The 15,075-nt window shown below is 45.3% G+C and carries 15 protein-coding genes, 1 tRNA gene and 1 pseudogene; all 17 read left to right on the forward strand.

The window, feature by feature from the left end:
* Nucleotides 1–11: 11 nt before the first annotated feature.
* Nucleotides 12–1,010, forward strand: coding sequence for an NAD(P)H-quinone oxidoreductase (locus ICN35_RS10585; protein ID WP_216127460.1), 999 nt, complete (start codon nt 12–14; stop codon nt 1,008–1,010).
* Between the two features lie 13 nt (nt 1,011–1,023).
* Nucleotides 1,024–1,782 (forward strand): triose-phosphate isomerase, encoded by a 759-nt coding sequence (tpiA, locus tag ICN35_RS10590; RefSeq protein ID WP_216127463.1) that lies wholly within the window; start codon nt 1,024–1,026, stop codon nt 1,780–1,782.
* Between the two features lie 22 nt (nt 1,783–1,804).
* Nucleotides 1,805–2,149, forward strand: coding sequence for a preprotein translocase subunit SecG (secG, locus tag ICN35_RS10595; protein ID WP_216127466.1), 345 nt, complete (start codon nt 1,805–1,807; stop codon nt 2,147–2,149).
* A gap of 86 nt (nt 2,150–2,235) precedes the next feature.
* Nucleotides 2,236–2,320, forward strand: a tRNA-Leu gene (locus ICN35_RS10600).
* A gap of 109 nt (nt 2,321–2,429) precedes the next feature.
* A complete protein-coding gene (locus ICN35_RS10605; protein WP_068948474.1) occupies nt 2,430–2,789 on the forward strand; it encodes an NADH-quinone oxidoreductase subunit A in 360 nt (119 codons plus the stop codon).
* A 5-nt stretch (nt 2,790–2,794) separates the two neighbouring features.
* Nucleotides 2,795–3,277, forward strand: a complete 483-nt coding sequence (locus ICN35_RS10610) for an NADH-quinone oxidoreductase subunit B family protein (RefSeq protein WP_215296970.1) — start codon at nt 2,795–2,797, stop codon at nt 3,275–3,277.
* Between the two features lie 3 nt (nt 3,278–3,280).
* The gene (locus ICN35_RS10615) at nt 3,281–3,880 is read left to right on the forward strand and encodes an NADH-quinone oxidoreductase subunit C (protein ID WP_216127469.1); all 600 of its coding nucleotides are present in this window, start codon (nt 3,281–3,283) and stop codon (nt 3,878–3,880) included.
* Nucleotides 3,881–3,883: 3 nt separating this feature from the next.
* Nucleotides 3,884–5,137 carry an NADH-quinone oxidoreductase subunit D gene (locus ICN35_RS10620; RefSeq protein ID WP_216127472.1) on the forward strand — a complete coding sequence of 418 codons (1,254 nt, stop codon included), beginning with the start codon at nt 3,884–3,886 and terminating at the stop codon, nt 5,135–5,137.
* A 23-nt stretch (nt 5,138–5,160) separates the two neighbouring features.
* On the forward strand, nt 5,161–5,667 hold the full coding sequence (gene nuoE, locus ICN35_RS10625; protein ID WP_216127477.1) for an NADH-quinone oxidoreductase subunit NuoE: 507 nt from the start codon (nt 5,161–5,163) through the stop codon (nt 5,665–5,667).
* Nucleotides 5,664–6,962, forward strand: coding sequence for an NADH-quinone oxidoreductase subunit NuoF (gene nuoF, locus ICN35_RS10630; RefSeq protein WP_216127480.1), 1,299 nt, complete (start codon nt 5,664–5,666; stop codon nt 6,960–6,962). The genes nuoE and nuoF overlap by 4 nt, the downstream gene beginning before the upstream one ends.
* Before the next feature lie 31 nt (nt 6,963–6,993).
* A complete protein-coding gene (gene nuoG, locus ICN35_RS10635; RefSeq protein WP_216127482.1) occupies nt 6,994–9,309 on the forward strand; it encodes an NADH-quinone oxidoreductase subunit NuoG in 2,316 nt (771 codons plus the stop codon).
* Nucleotides 9,310–9,319: 10 nt separating this feature from the next.
* Complete coding sequence (nuoH, locus tag ICN35_RS10640) at nt 9,320–10,393, forward strand: NADH-quinone oxidoreductase subunit NuoH (RefSeq protein ID WP_216127486.1); 1,074 nt, start codon at nt 9,320–9,322, stop codon at nt 10,391–10,393.
* Nucleotides 10,394–10,404: 11 nt separating this feature from the next.
* Nucleotides 10,405–10,896, forward strand: a complete 492-nt coding sequence (gene nuoI / locus ICN35_RS10645; protein ID WP_215296983.1) for an NADH-quinone oxidoreductase subunit NuoI — start codon at nt 10,405–10,407, stop codon at nt 10,894–10,896.
* Between the two features lie 21 nt (nt 10,897–10,917).
* Nucleotides 10,918–11,562, forward strand: a complete 645-nt coding sequence (locus ICN35_RS10650) for an NADH-quinone oxidoreductase subunit J (RefSeq protein ID WP_216127489.1) — start codon at nt 10,918–10,920, stop codon at nt 11,560–11,562.
* On the forward strand, nt 11,562–11,870 hold the full coding sequence (nuoK, locus tag ICN35_RS10655) for an NADH-quinone oxidoreductase subunit NuoK (protein ID WP_215291988.1): 309 nt from the start codon (nt 11,562–11,564) through the stop codon (nt 11,868–11,870). The genes ICN35_RS10650 and nuoK overlap by 1 nt, the downstream gene beginning before the upstream one ends.
* A gap of 2 nt (nt 11,871–11,872) precedes the next feature.
* Nucleotides 11,873–13,927, forward strand: a complete 2,055-nt coding sequence (gene nuoL / locus ICN35_RS10660) for an NADH-quinone oxidoreductase subunit L (protein WP_216127491.1) — start codon at nt 11,873–11,875, stop codon at nt 13,925–13,927.
* A 24-nt stretch (nt 13,928–13,951) separates the two neighbouring features.
* A pseudogene (locus ICN35_RS10665) lies at nt 13,952–14,944 on the forward strand (NADH-quinone oxidoreductase subunit M); the annotation flags it as partial.
* Nucleotides 14,945–15,075 lie beyond the last annotated feature (131 nt).

Below are 15,075 nucleotides of genomic sequence, written 5' to 3' on the forward strand. Positions count from 1 at the left end.
CGGAGTTTTCAATGCGCGTAATTGAGATCAAAGAATTTGGTGCGCCAGAAATGCTGGTGCCTAGTACTCGCCCAGACCCAGCGGTTCCGACTGCTGGAACTGGCGAGGTTTTGATTAAGGTCCTCGCAGCAGGAATTAATCGCCCTGATGTTTTACAGCGCAAGGGTCATTACTCAGTTCCTGCTGGTGCATCCGATATTCCTGGTCTTGAAGTTGCTGGTGAAATTATTGGTGGTGATTTAGTTCACGCAGATAATACTTTCGGCCTCAAGGTAGGTGACAAGGTTTGCGCCTTAGTTCAAGGCGGTGGTTATGCAGACCTTTGTATTGCACCGATTGCCCAGTGCTTACCTTATCCAACCGGATTTACTGATCAAGAAGCGGCAGCATTGCCTGAAACTTTTTACACCGTCTGGAGCAATGTCTTCATGCGCGGTGAATTGTCAGCAGGTGAAACTCTCTTAGTCCAAGGCGGTTCAAGCGGTATTGGCGTTACCGCTATTTTGCTTGCTAAAGCTATGGGACATAAAGTGTTTGTTACTGCTGGTACCGATGAAAAGTGTGCCGCATGCATAAAGTTGGGCGCTGACCTCGCTATTAACTACAAGACACAAGACTTTGTAGAAGAAGTGAAGAAGGCTACTGACGCTAAAGGTGTTAATGTCATCCTCGATATGGTGACTGGCGCTTATGTGCAGCGTGAAATCGATTGCTTGGCTGATGATGGTCGTATTGTGATCATTGCGATTCAGGGTGGATCGAAAGCGGAAGTGAGTACCAATCAAATTCTGCGACGTCGTTTGACGATTACTGGTTCAACCTTGCGTCCACGCCCAGTATCATTCAAAAAACACATTACCAAACAGTTGCACGATCATGTTTGGCCTTTACTTAATGCAGGTAAGTTAAAGCCGGCAATCTATAAAACCTTTACGCTGGATCAAGCGGCAGATGCGCATCGATTGATGGAGTCCTCTGAGCATGTTGGCAAAATAGTTCTCACGGTGTAATTCAATAAAACTTATGCGTCCACTCATCGTCATCGGCAACTGGAAAATGAATGGTAGTCTTGCAAGTAATCAAGATTGGGTTAAAACCGTTGCCCGGGGTATGGAAAGCGGCATGCCTGCTGGTCGCAAGTTTGCTGTATGCCCACCTTCTCCTTATTTAGCTCAGTGTGCTCACTTAATTAAAGAACATTCTTTGGCGTTTTTAAGCTTAGGCGCTCAAGATGTCTCGGCTCAAACTTCTGGTGCTTATACAGGAGAGACAAGCGCCGCTATGCTCAAAGAGCTCGGCTGTCAGTATGTCATTGTTGGTCACTCTGAGCGTCGTCAAATGCATCATGAGGTGGATGAGATTGTTGCAGCAAAGGCACTTCAAGTATTAGATAGCGGTATGACTCCCGTGATCTGTGTTGGTGAGACTGCTGATGAGCGCAATTCTGGCAGAGCTGAAGAGATTGTTTGTGGTCAGATAGCCAAGCAAGTCTCAGTGCTTCAGGATCGCTTGGCTGATTGTCTCATCGCTTATGAACCAGTGTGGGCGATTGGTACTGGCAAGGTTGCCAGTGCGCAGCTTGCTCAAGATATGCATCGTCATATTCGTTTGCAATTGGCCGAGTTTGATGAGGATGTCGCATCACATGTAGGAATTTTGTATGGTGGCAGCATCAAGCCTGACAATGCTGTTGAATTGTTTGCCATGCCCGATATTGATGGTGGATTGGTGGGGGGTGCTGCGCTAGACCCTCAAGATTTTCTAGCCATCTGTCAGGCATAGATTTTTTATTTGGAGAGAAGCTATGGAATGGTTTAAGACTTTATTAATTGTGTTGCAGGTAATTTCAGCTTTGGCTGTGATTTTGCTAGTGCTATTACAGCAAGGCAAGGGCGCTGATATGGGCGCTGCTTTTGGCTCTGGATCCTCAGGGAGCTTATTTGGCGCTAGCGGTTCGGCCAATTTTTTATCCCATACAACAGCCGTCTTTGCTGCAGTCTTTTTTATCAGCACTTTGGGGATTACTTGGCTTGGTAATAAGAAGGAAGTCAGCCCTGGGGTTCTCTCCGGAACCGTCGCTCCTGCAGTAATGCCAGCTGCTCCGACTGCTCCTGCTCAAGATCCAAGCAAACCAGCAGTTCCTAAGTAAAAAAGTAGGTTTTTACTGATTTTTCTGCCCGATATTTAGGGTGGTTTAGTTGTGCAATGCAGTAGAATTGACAGGTTTTGCAAGATGCCGACGTGGTGAAATTGGTAGACACGCTATCTTGAGGGGGTAGTGGCTTAGGCTGTGCGAGTTCGAGTCTCGCCGTCGGCACCAAGAAATGATGTTTAGCTAGAGTTTTGCTCTAAATCAATAGGTTTAGATGTGGATTATTTGATAATTTGTTTTTTTTGAAGAATCGCCAGAAGAACGACTCAGGACCATTTTGAATCTCGCTAATTACTTTCCTGTTCTGCTTTTTATCCTTGTAGGTATTGGGGTGGGATTAGTCCCCATGTTCCTCGGAAAAATTTTGGCTCCCTCGAAGCCTGATGCCGAAAAACTCTCTCCATATGAGTGCGGTTTTGAAGCCTTCGAAGATGCCCGTATGAAGTTTGACGTGCGCTATTACCTGATTGCTATTCTCTTTATTTTGTTTGATCTTGAAACCGCATTCCTCTTTCCTTGGGGTGTTGCGTTACGTGATCTTGGCTGGTTTGGCTACGCCTCCATGGTGATCTTCCTGTTGGAATTCATAGTGGGATTTGTGTATATCTGGAAAAAGGGCGCTCTCGACTGGGAGTGATCGATATGGCATTAGAAGGCGTTCTCAAAGAAGGATTTGTTACCACTACTGCAGACCAGTTAATTAACTGGACTCGCAACGGCTCTTTATGGCCCATGACCTTTGGTTTGGCCTGTTGCGCAGTGGAAATGATGCACGCTGGCGCATCCCGCTATGACTTAGATCGCTTTGGTGTCGTTTTCCGCCCCTCTCCACGTCAATCTGACTTGATGATTGTGGCAGGTACGCTCTGTAATAAGATGGCACCAGCTTTGCGCAAGGTGTATGACCAAATGCCAGAGCCACGTTGGGTAATCTCTATGGGATCCTGCGCAAATGGCGGCGGTTATTACCATAACTCCTATTCTGTAGTGCGTGGTTGCGACCGTATTGTGCCAGTCGATATTTATGTTCCCGGTTGTCCTCCAACAGCAGAAGCCTTAATTTACGGCGTTATTCAGTTGCAATCCAAGATCGCTCGTACCAGCACGATTGCGCGGAAAGCCTAAGCCATGTCAGATCGTTTAGTTCAGCTAGCCGCTAATCTCGAAAAGATTCTTGGTAAACGCATTCAATCCGTTGGGCTTGCCTTGGGTGAAGTGACTGTTGTTCTTAATGCGGATACCTATTTTGAATCTGCGATGTTGCTGCGAGATGATGCATCATTAGCGTTCGAGCAATTGATCGATTTATGTGGCGTTGACTACCAAGACTTCCGTGACGGCGCCTGGAGTGGGCAGCGTTTTGGTGTAGTAAGCCATTTACTGTCTATCAAACATAACTGGCGCCTAAGAGTACGGGCTTTCGCTCCTGATGATAGTTATCCACTGCTAGCCTCTATCACCCCAGTTTGGAATTCAGCGAATTGGTTTGAGCGCGAAGCATTCGATCTCTACGGCATTATCTTTGAAGGTCATGAAGACTTGCGCCGCATCTTGACTGACTATGGCTTTATTGGCCATCCATTTAGAAAAGACTTCCCAATCAGTGGCAATGTAGAAATGCGCTATGACCCAGAGTTAAAGCGAGTTGTTTATCAGCCAGTCACGATTGAAGCGCGTGAAATTACTCCCCGGATCGTTCGCGAAGAACAGTACGGAGGCCCGGTTTAAGCCATGGCACAAATTAAGAATTACACCCTCAATTTTGGTCCTCAACATCCTGCGGCGCATGGCGTATTGCGTTTAGTGCTTGAGTTAGATGGTGAAGTGATTCAGCGTGCTGATCCGCATATCGGTCTATTGCATCGTGCAACTGAGAAATTAGCAGAGACTCGTACTTGGATTCAGAATGTTCCTTATATGGATCGTTTGGACTATGTGTCCATGATGGCCAATGAGCATGCCTATGTATTAGCCATTGAGAAGTTATTGCAAGTAGACGTTCCATTACGTGCGCAATACATTCGTGTCATGTATGACGAGTTAACCCGTCTGCTAAATCACTTACTTTGGATCGGCTGTCATGGTTTAGACGTTGGTGCAATGGCGGTATTCTTGTATGCCTTCCGTGATCGCGAAGATATTTTCGATATGTACGAAGCGGTATCTGGTGCTCGTATGCATGCTGCTTACTATCGTCCGGGTGGCGTATATCGCGATTTGCCAGATCAAATGGCTCAATACGATAAGTCTAAGATTCGGAGCACATCTGCTGTAAAACGCTTGAATGAAAACCGTAGCGGCACCTTGCTTGACTTTATTGAGCAATTTGCTAGCGGCTTTGATGCCAATGTAGATGAGTATTGCAATCTATTAACTGACAACCGCATTTGGAAACAGCGTTTAGTGAATATTGGTGTTGTCACTCCTGAGCGTGCATTGCAACTGGGCTTTACTGGCCCAATGTTGCGTGGTTCGGGTATTGAGTGGGACTTGCGTAAAAAGCAGCCATATGAAGTGTATGACCGCCTTTATTTTGATATCCCAGTGGGCGTTAATGGCGATTCATACGATCGTTATTTAGTGCGTATGGAAGAGATGCGTCAATCTAACCGCATCATTAAACAATGCGTAGCTTGGTTAAAAGCAAATCCAGGTCCCGTGATGAGCGATAACCATAAGGTTTCTCCACCGAAACGCGTGGACATGAAAACCAATATGGAAGAATTGATTCACCATTTCAAACTCTTTACTGAAGGTATTCATGTGCCTTATGGGGAAGCTTACTCTGTGGTTGAGCATCCAAAAGGTGAGTTTGGAATTTACTTGATTTCTGATGGTGCTAATAAGCCATATCGTATGAAGATTCGTGCCCCAGGATTTGTACATCTTTCAGCGATGGATGAGATGTCACGTGGTCACATGTTGGCGGATGCTGTAACCATTATTGGTACTCAGGATATTGTGTTTGGGGAGATTGACCGCTAATTAAGCGTGCCAAGGATGAATTAATGACAACAACCCTTCAACTATCCGACAAAACGCTGGCAGATATTGCCCGTAACGTTGCTAAATATCCGCCAGAGCAAAAGCAGTCTGCCGTGATGGCTTCCTTGATCGCTGCACAAACTGAAGTCGGCTGGGTCTCGCCAGAGGTGATTGCTACCGTTGCACAAATCCTAGAAATGCCGACGATTGCTGTAGAAGAAGTGGCCACTTTTTACAATATGTACAACACTAAGCCTATTGGTAAATATAAGTTGGTGATTTGTACGAATTTGCCTTGTCAATTAAGCCATGGTGAAACTTCAGCCAATTACTTAAAAGAAACTTTGGGTATTGGCTTTAACGAAACGACAACTTGTGGCACCTTCACATTAAAAGAGGGTGAGTGCATGGGTGCCTGCGGCGATTCACCGGTCATGCTCGTCAATGACAAGCGCATGTGCAGTTTGATGAGTAAAGAGAAGATTGATGCTCTTTTAAGTGAACTCCGTGCAGAAGGGAAAGCAGCATGACTGGCTTGCACGATCGTCACATTAAGCCCTTGATCCTTGCAGGATTGAATGGTGATAACTGGCGCTTAAAGGATTACGAGAGTCGTGGTGGCTACCAGCAGTTACGTCGTTTAATTAATGATAAAGTTGCCCCTGATGCAATTATTGCTGAATTAAAAGCATCTTCATTGCGTGGTCGTGGTGGTGCAGGCTTTCCAACTGGCTTGAAGTGGAGTTTTATGCCACGTCAATTTCCAGGACAAAAATATTTAGTTTGTAATAGTGACGAAGGTGAGCCGGGGACTTTTAAAGACCGTGACATCATGCGTTACAACCCACATGCCTTGATTGAGGGCATGATTATTGGTGCATACACCATGGGGATTTCAACAGGTTATAACTATATCCACGGCGAAATTTGGGAAGTGTATTCACGTTTCGAAGAGGCTTTAGAAGAGGCGCGTGCTGCTGGTTACTTGGGCGACAAAATTCTAGATAGTGATTTCTCATTTCAATTGCATGCCACGCCAGGTTGGGGTGCTTATATTTGTGGTGAAGAAACCGCTTTGCTTGAATCCTTAGAGGGTAAAAAAGGCCAACCGCGGTTTAAGCCACCATTCCCAGCTAGCTTTGGTTTGTATGGTAAGCCAACTACTATTAACAACACCGAAACATTTGCTGCTGTGCCATTCATTTTGGCTATCGGCGGCCAAGCTTATTTGGATCTTGGTAAACCTAATAACGGTGGAACGAAGATTTTTTCTGTATCGGGTGACGTAGTGCATCCTGGTAACTATGAAATTCCATTGGGCACACCATTTGCAGAGCTCTTAAAGCTTGCTGGCGGTATGCGTGAAGGTAAGGCTTTGAAATCTGTCATTCCTGGTGGATCATCTGCACCGGTAATACCTGGCATGCAGATGATGGATCTGACGATGGATTACGACAGCATTGCGAAAGCAGGATCTATGCTGGGTTCTGGTGCTGTCATTGTGATGAATGAAACCCGTTGTATGGTTCGTGCTTTAGAGCGTCTTTCTTATTTTTATCACGAGGAATCTTGTGGTCAGTGCACACCATGTCGTGAAGGTACCGGATGGCTATGGCGAATTGTGCACCGGATTGAACACGGCCAAGGTCGCCCCGAAGATTTAGATTTATTAAATGATGTTGCTGCCAACATCCAAGGCCGTACGATTTGCGCTTTGGGTGATGCAGCTGCAATGCCAGTGCGTGGCATGTTGAAGCATTACATGGATGAATTTACGTATCACGTAGAACATAAGCGCTGCTTAGATTCTGTAAAACCTTTATAAGTTATTGAGCACAGGACATCTTAAAGTGAGCATGGTAGAAATCGAATTAGATGGTAAGACAGTAGAAGTTCCGCAAGGTTCGATGGTGATGCACGCTGCGAACAAGCTGGGTAGCTACGTCCCGCATTTTTGCTATCACAAGAAGTTATCCATTGCTGCTAACTGCCGTATGTGCTTAGTGGAAGTTGAGAAAGCACCAAAACCATTACCTGCTTGCGCTACACCAGTAACCCAAGGCATGAAGGTGTTTACCCATTCTGCAAAGGCAGTAGAAGCACAGCGCTCAGTGATGGAGTTCTTGTTGATTAACCACCCACTCGATTGCCCCATTTGCGATCAAGGTGGTGAGTGCCAATTACAAGACTTGGCAGTGGGCTACGGTAAATCGAACTCACGTTATGACGAAGAGAAGCGGGTTGTATTTCATAAAAATGTTGGCCCCTTGATCTCGATGCAAGAGATGAGTCGTTGTATTCACTGCACCCGTTGCGTGCGCTTTGGGCAAGAAGTTGCTGGCGTCATGGAATTGGGCATGATTAACCGTGGTGAGCATTCTGAGATCTCGACATTCCTTGGGCAAACAGTAGATTCAGAGTTATCTGGAAACATGATTGATTTGTGCCCAGTAGGCGCACTCACTAGCAAACCATTCCGTTATGAAGCCCGAACTTGGGAACTGGGTCGTAAGCGTTCAGTGAGTCCACACGATAGTCTGGGTGCTAATACAACAGTGCAAACCAAAGCTAACAAAGTCATGCGAGTCGTTGCTTTGGAGAATGAGGCGATTAATGAATGCTGGATTAGCGACCGTGACCGCTTTTCCTATGAAGGCTTAAATAGCCAAGATCGTATCACTACACCCATGGTCAAGCAGGGTGGTCAGTGGTTAGAAACCGATTGGCAATCTGCTTTAGATTACGTTACCCACTCTTTGAAGACGATTTCTGCTGAAAGTGGTGCTCAGTCTATTGGCGCATTAGCCCATCCAATCTCCAGCGCAGAAGAATTACATCTCTTGCAAAAGATTGTGCGCGGTCTCGGCTCCGATCAAATTGAAACCCGTTTACGTCAGACTGATATTCATGGTGCAGCATCTGCTCCTTGGTTGGGTATGCCGGTTGCTCACTTAAGCGAACTTGATCGCGCTTTGGTCATTGGCAGCTTCTTAAGAAAAGATCAACCAGTACTTGCTGCGCGTTTGCGCACAGCATCTAAGCGTGGACTGCAGTTATCTCGGATTGACTCTGGTGGTGATGATTGGCTCATTTCAGCTACCGGCATTGCTGCTGCGCCAAGCGCATGGCTAAATACATTAAGTGAAGTAGCTTTGGCAGTTGCTAAAGCCAAGTCAGTCACCGCTCCAGATGGCACTCCAAATATTTCAGTTTCAGCTCAAGCACAAAAGATTGCTGACAGCTTGCTCTCTGGCACTAAGGTAGCGGTATTGATTGGGTCAGCTGCTATTGTTCATCCTCAAGCTTCTGATTTGCATGTCTTGTCACAATTTATTGCTCAGCAAACTGGCGCAACCCTTGGTTTCATGCCGGTTGGCGGAAATGCGGTTGGCGCATCTTTAGTTAACGCCAATGGTGCAGGTGTTGAGTCAGTATTGTCAGGCGATCGTCGTGCCGTGGTCTTGATGAATCTCGAGCCGGACTTTGATTTGCCTTATCCTGAACAGGCTAGAGCAGCTTTGGCTAAAGCCAATACTGTGATTGCCATGACTGCCTATAGATCAGCAGACTTATTAGAAGTAGCCGATGTCATTCTGCCAATTACTCCATATACAGAGACCGTTTCTACATTTGTTAATGCGGAAGGTAGAGCTCAGACAGTTCAACCATCTGTTAAACCTTTAGGTGACTCCCGTCCAGCATGGAAGGTCTTGCGTGTACTTGGCGGTCTCTTGAATTTAGATGGCTTCCTCTTTAATTTGCCAGAGGAAGTTTTAGGAGAGGCATTAGGTGATCACTATTGCACCCGTTTGAGCAATCAAACTACTATCAATACAGTAGTTAATGGCAGCTTAGCACCATCCAATGGTCTTGAGCGTGTAACAGATATCAATATCTATACTGGCGATCAAATTGTTCGTCGTTCATCTGCACTGCAATTAACCCGTGATGCAAAACGTGCCAATCAAGTTGGTTTAGGGCAAGCACTCTTCTCAGAATTTAGTCTGAAAGAGGGGGATGTTGTTCGTGTCACTCAGGGTAGCCAATCCATTGATTTGCCAGCGACTCTAGAATTGAATTTAGCCCCTGGTGCCGTCAGAATTTCTGCAGGTACCGTGGCGAGTACACGATTAGGGTCTATGTTCGGTCCTGTTGCGGTCAGCAAGGTATAAGGGGGGCAAGATGGGTGATTTCTTGAACCTTATTACCACCCAAGGGGAAGCTATTTTTGGTTCCTTGTGGCCACTCCTTTGGGCCTTGGTCCGAATTGTGATTATCGTTTTGCCCATGTTTGCTTGCGTCGCTTACTTGACGCTTTGGGAACGTAAGTTAATTGGTTGGATGCATATTCGTATTGGACCTAACCGGGTTGGACCTTTAGGTTTGTTACAGCCAATCGCTGACGCATTAAAACTTTTGATGAAGGAGATTATTGCTCCTGCACAAGCTAGTAAGGTGCTGTATTTCATTGCGCCAATTATGGTGATCATGCCGGCGTTTGCTGCCTGGGCAGTGATTCCATTTCAAGCAAAGATGGTCTTAGCCGATGTCAATGCTGGCTTGCTTTACATCATGGCAATTTCATCAATTGGTGTTTATGGTGTGATTCTGGCTGGTTGGTCTTCAAACTCCAAGTATCCATTCCTTGGTGCCATGCGCGCATCTGCGCAAATGATTTCATATGAAATCGCCATGGGCTTTGCCCTAGTGACAGTATTGCTAACTTCAGGCTCTTTGAACTTGAGCACTATCGTAGCTTCGCAAGAGCAGGGCTATTTTGCGAGCCTAGGCTTGAATTTTCTCTCTTGGAACTGGTTGCCATTGTTGCCCATGTTCTTGATCTACTTTATCTCTGGCGTTGCTGAAACGAATCGTCATCCCTTTGACGTGGTTGAAGGGGAGTCTGAGATCGTTGCTGGACATATGGTTGAGTATTCCGGTATGTCATTTGCCATGTTCTTCTTGGCTGAATATGCCAATATGATTTTGATTGCAGCAGTAGCATCCATCATGTTCTTAGGTGGTTGGTTGCCAATCGTTGATTTGCCTATCTTGCGTGATATCCCAGGATTCTTCTGGTTGTTCGGCAAAACTTTCTTCTTGCTGTCTTGCGTTATTTGGTTGCGTGCGACATTACCTCGCTATCGTTATGACCAGATTATGCGTTTGGGCTGGAAGATCTTTATTCCCATCTCAGTATTTTGGGTGGTTGTTATCGGCGCGTGGGTTGTATCCCCATGGAATATTTGGAAATAAGTTGATCAATCATGTTTAAGAAAATTTCCCAATTCCTTGATAGCTTGATGCTCAAAGACATCTTGACTGGCATGTCAATTACTGGTCGTTATCTCTTTAAGCCCAAAATTACTATTCAATACCCTGAAGAAAAGACGCCTTTATCACCGCGTTTTCGTGGCTTGCATGCATTGCGTCGTTATGAAAATGGAGAAGAGCGTTGTATTGGTTGCAAACTCTGTGAAGCAGTATGCCCAGCATACGCCATCACTATTGAGACAGCAGAGCGTGATGACGGTACCCGTCGTACTTCTCGTTATGACATTGATTTAACGAAATGTATTTTCTGCGGCTTTTGTGAGGAGGCTTGCCCTGTAGACGCCATTGTCGAAACCAATATTTTTGAATATTTTGGTGACAAACGGGGTGATCTGTATTTCACGAAAGAAATGCTCTTGGCTGTAGGTGATAAGTATGAAAAAGACATTGCCGCTAACCGCGCTATTGACGCACCCTATCGCTAATCGAATCGAGCACCTATCACTATGACATTCGATCCCTCCACTTTATTTGCTGTTTTCTTCTATGGCTTTGCAGGCCTATTGGTTATTTCTGCATTGCGCGTGATTACAGCGCGTAACCCAGTGCATGCCGCTCTGTTTTTAGTATTGGCCTTCTTCTGTGCTTCTGGTCTTTGGATGTTGCTCAAAGCTGAATTCTTAAGCTTGGCTTTGATCTTGGTTTATGTCGGGGCCGTGATGGTTTTGTTCCTGTTCGTAGTGATGATGCTTGACCTTGATCTGGAGCATTTACGCCGTGACTTTAAGAAATACCTGCCGGTCGCTTTCTTAATGGGTGCAGTGATTGTGCTTGAGTTATCTATCGTCATTATTCGCAGCTTCATTGGCACCAATGCACCTGTGCAGCCAATGCCTGAAGAAGTCATGGCCAATAATACCCAAGCATTGGGTATGCTGATCTTTGGTGACTATGTCTACGCCTTCGAAGTTGCCGGTGTGATCTTGTTGGTAGCCATTATTGCGGCAGTTGCCTTGACTCTCCGTAATCGTAAAGACTCCAAGTCGCAAAATATTCATGAGCAAGTGAATGTGGTTGCTGCAGATCGCATGCGCATTGTCAAAATGGGTTCAGACATGGCAGCAAAACAAGACGTTAGAGGAGAGAAGTAATGAATATCACTCTAGCGCACTACTTGGTACTTGGTGCGATCTTATTCGCAACTAGTGTTATCGGAATCTTCCTGAACCGCAAGAACGTGATCGTGCTGTTAATGGCTATTGAATTGATGTTGCTTGCGGTCAACATGAATTTTGTTGCCTTCTCACACTATTTGGGTGATATGGCAGGTCAAGTATTCGTATTCTTTATTCTGACTGTAGCAGCTGCTGAAGCGGCTATCGGTTTGGCAATTCTGGTTGTGCTCTTCCGTAAGGTTGACACCATTAATGCCGAAGACCTTGACCACCTCAAAGGCTAGTCATGCAATTGACCCTAAATATTCCCGTTCTCTGCGCAATTCCATTGGCTCCTTTAGTGGGTTCAATCATTGCCGGCTTCTTTGGCACCAAGTTAGGCGGTAATCGCATTGGTCACGGCGCAAGTCAGTTCGTCACTATCTTAGGCGTAACGATTGCTTTCATTCTGTCATGTAATGTTTTGTCGCAAGTCATGGATGGTTTCTACTTCAACGGCACCGTCTATCGCTGGATGCAATTAGGTGAACTCAATTTAGATATTGGCTTTCTAATCGATCCTTTGACAGCAACCATGATGTGCGTGGTGACCTTTGTGTCCTTAATGGTCCATATCTACACCATTGGCTATATGCAAGGCGAAGAGGGCTACAACCGCTTCTTTTCTTATATTTCCCTGTTTACTTTTGCCATGTTGATGTTGGTAATGAGTAATAACCTCTTGCAACTCTTCTTTGGTTGGGAGGCCGTAGGTGTTGTGTCTTATCTTTTAATTGGCTTCTATTTTGAGCGTCAATCAGCGGTATTTGCCAACATGAAGGCTTTCTTGGTGAATCGCGTAGGCGACTTTGGCTTCATTCTCGGCATTGGACTATTACTAGCGAGCACGGGCTCAATGCAATATGACGTGATCTTCGCGCAAAATACTGCCTTAGCTGCGCAAACATTGCCTGGTACCGGCTGGAATCTGCTAACGGTTGCTTGTATTTGCTTATTCATCGGCGCTATGGGTAAATCAGCCCAGTTCCCATTGCATGTTTGGTTGCCTGACTCCATGGAAGGCCCAACCCCAATTTCTGCTTTGATTCATGCTGCAACCATGGTAACTGCTGGCATCTTCATGGTCTCACGCATGTCACCATTATTTGAGCTCTCCGATGTTGCCTTGAGCTTCATTTTGGTTATCGGCTCTATTACCGCGCTTTTTATGGGTTTCTTGGGGATTGTGCAAAACGATATCAAGCGCGTTGTGGCGTATTCCACATTGTCGCAATTGGGTTACATGACGGTAGCTTTGGGCGTATCTGCATATCCAGTTGCTATCTTCCACTTAATGACACATGCTTTTTTTAAGGCCCTGTTGTTCCTTGCTGCTGGTAGCGTCATCTTGGGCATGCACCATGAGCAAGATATGCGCAAGATGGGCGGTCTTTGGAAATATATGCCCGTTACTTGCCTGATGATGTTATTGGGTAATTTGGCTTTAATCGGCACACCATTCTTCTCTGGTTTCTACTCTAAAGATTCCATCATTGAAGCGGTTGCTGCAAGCCATATTCCTGGTTCAGGATTTGCTTACTTTGCAGTTATGGCAAGTGTATTTGTCACGGCTTTATATTCCTTCCGTTTGTATTTCTGGGTTTTCCATGGCAAAGCACGTTGGGGTCATGCCGATTCACATGATCACCATCACGATCATGCAGAGCAGGGTGATGATCACGCTCACCACGGATTATCCCCAGGTGAGAAGCCGCATGAATCTCCTTTAGTAGTGACCTTGCCTTTGATTCTTTTGGCTATTCCATCGGTGATTATTGGTTTCTACACTATTAGCCCATTATTGTTTGGCACTTTTTTTGGCGATTCCATCTTCATTGATTTGGCTCGTCACCCAGTAATGAAAGAACTTGAAGATGAATTCCATGGCCCAATCGCCATGGCAATACATGCATTTACTTCTCCTGTATTAGGTCTAGTAGTGCTTGGCGTTTTAACGGCTGCCATTGGTTATCTCTGGGCTCCGAAGTTGCCTGCAGTTGTTGCGCAAATATTTGCTCCACTCAAAAAATTATTTGATAACAAATACTATTTAGATGATTTGAACCAAGCTGTATTTGCTAAAGGTCTGATTTGGATTGGTAGTGTCTTGTGGCATCGCGGCGATCAAAAGGTTATAGATGGATTTTTTGTGAACGGCAGCGCCTATACAGTAGGACGCTTTGCTGGCGTGATTCGTCATTTGCAATCCGGTTATGTTTACCACTATGCGTTTGCAATGATTGCAGGCCTTGCGGTATTACTAGCTTGGGTTTTGTATGCTTACCTGCCTTTTGTTCGATAGGCCTTTGTTACTTAAGTAGCCACTATGATTCTTTCTTACGCCATTTGGACCCCAATTGTTTTTGGACTCATTATTTTGTTTTATGGGTCTGAGAAGCCGTCTGCTGGAGTGCGGTGGTTAGCTCTCATCGGCTCTATTGTTGGATTTATTGCAACTCTTCCCTTGATTATTAATTTTGATATTGCCAATCCAGGGATTCAGTTTATAGAGAAGATCAGCTGGATTCCGCGCTACGATATTAATTATTTCCTTGGTATCGATGGTATTTCCGTTTGGTTCATTGTACTGACTGCCTTCATCAATATTTTTGTCGTGATCGCCGCTTGGGAGGTCATTGATACTAAGGTTTCACAGTACATGGCTTCGTTCATGATCCTATCGGGATTGATGATTGGTGTTTTCTGTGCGCTTGATGCTTTATTGTTTTATGTCTTTTTTGAAGCAACCTTGATTCCGATGTATATCATCATTGGTGTGTGGGGTGGTCAAAACCGGATCTATGCGGCCTTCAAGTTTTTCTTGTATACCTTGCTTGGCTCCTTATTGACCTTAGTAGCCATGCTTTATCTTTATAACGTCACCAATAGCTTTGATATTTTGGTTTGGCAAAATGCTCGGCTCGATATTGTTGAGCAAATCCTACTGTTCTTTGCATTCTTCATGGCCTTTGCAGTGAAAGTACCCATGTGGCCACTACATACCTGGTTACCAGACGTTCACGTGGAGGCACCTACGGGTGGTTCTGTAGTGTTGGCTGCAATTATGCTGAAACTCGGGGCTTACGGCTTCCTTCGTTTCTCGCTGCCAATAGCGCCAGATGCAAGTCAATATCTTGGCCCCTTTGTGATATTCCTCTCCTTGGTAGCTGTGATTTATGTCGGCGCAGTAGCCTTAGTTCAAAAAGATATGAAAAAGCTAGTTGCTTATTCATCAGTTGCACATATGGGATTTGTTACTCTCGGCTTCTTCCTCTTTAGCCCATTAGGTATTGAGGGTGGCATCGTACAAATGATTTCACCTTTTAGATGATCAGGGCCAAGCGGGACAAATTCAAAGCCTTGCTGAATGAGTTGTTCCCGTATTTTCGGGTCCTTTAGAGCGGTAGCTAAAGACTCATTTAGTTTTTCAATCATGACTGGTGAAGTACC

The sequence above is a fragment of the Polynucleobacter sp. es-GGE-1 genome (assembly GCF_018882005.1).
Taxonomy (GTDB): Bacteria; Pseudomonadota; Gammaproteobacteria; order Burkholderiales; family Burkholderiaceae; genus Polynucleobacter.

Coding starts and splice junctions, on each gene's coding strand:
- ICN35_RS10585 (WP_216127460.1), top strand. CDS start 12: ATGCGCGTAATTGAGATCAAAGAATTTGGTGCGCCAGAAATGCTGGTG.
- tpiA (WP_216127463.1), top strand. CDS start 1,024: ATGCGTCCACTCATCGTCATCGGCAACTGGAAAATGAATGGTAGTCTT.
- secG (WP_216127466.1), top strand. CDS start 1,805: ATGGAATGGTTTAAGACTTTATTAATTGTGTTGCAGGTAATTTCAGCT.
- ICN35_RS10610 (WP_215296970.1), top strand. CDS start 2,795: ATGGCATTAGAAGGCGTTCTCAAAGAAGGATTTGTTACCACTACTGCA.
- ICN35_RS10615 (WP_216127469.1), top strand. CDS start 3,281: ATGTCAGATCGTTTAGTTCAGCTAGCCGCTAATCTCGAAAAGATTCTT.
- ICN35_RS10620 (WP_216127472.1), top strand. CDS start 3,884: ATGGCACAAATTAAGAATTACACCCTCAATTTTGGTCCTCAACATCCT.
- nuoE (WP_216127477.1), top strand. CDS start 5,161: ATGACAACAACCCTTCAACTATCCGACAAAACGCTGGCAGATATTGCC.
- nuoF (WP_216127480.1), top strand. CDS start 5,664: ATGACTGGCTTGCACGATCGTCACATTAAGCCCTTGATCCTTGCAGGA.
- nuoG (WP_216127482.1), top strand. CDS start 6,994: ATGGTAGAAATCGAATTAGATGGTAAGACAGTAGAAGTTCCGCAAGGT.
- nuoH (WP_216127486.1), top strand. CDS start 9,320: ATGGGTGATTTCTTGAACCTTATTACCACCCAAGGGGAAGCTATTTTT.
- nuoI (WP_215296983.1), top strand. CDS start 10,405: ATGTTTAAGAAAATTTCCCAATTCCTTGATAGCTTGATGCTCAAAGAC.
- ICN35_RS10650 (WP_216127489.1), top strand. CDS start 10,918: ATGACATTCGATCCCTCCACTTTATTTGCTGTTTTCTTCTATGGCTTT.
- nuoK (WP_215291988.1), top strand. CDS start 11,562: ATGAATATCACTCTAGCGCACTACTTGGTACTTGGTGCGATCTTATTC.
- nuoL (WP_216127491.1), top strand. CDS start 11,873: ATGCAATTGACCCTAAATATTCCCGTTCTCTGCGCAATTCCATTGGCT.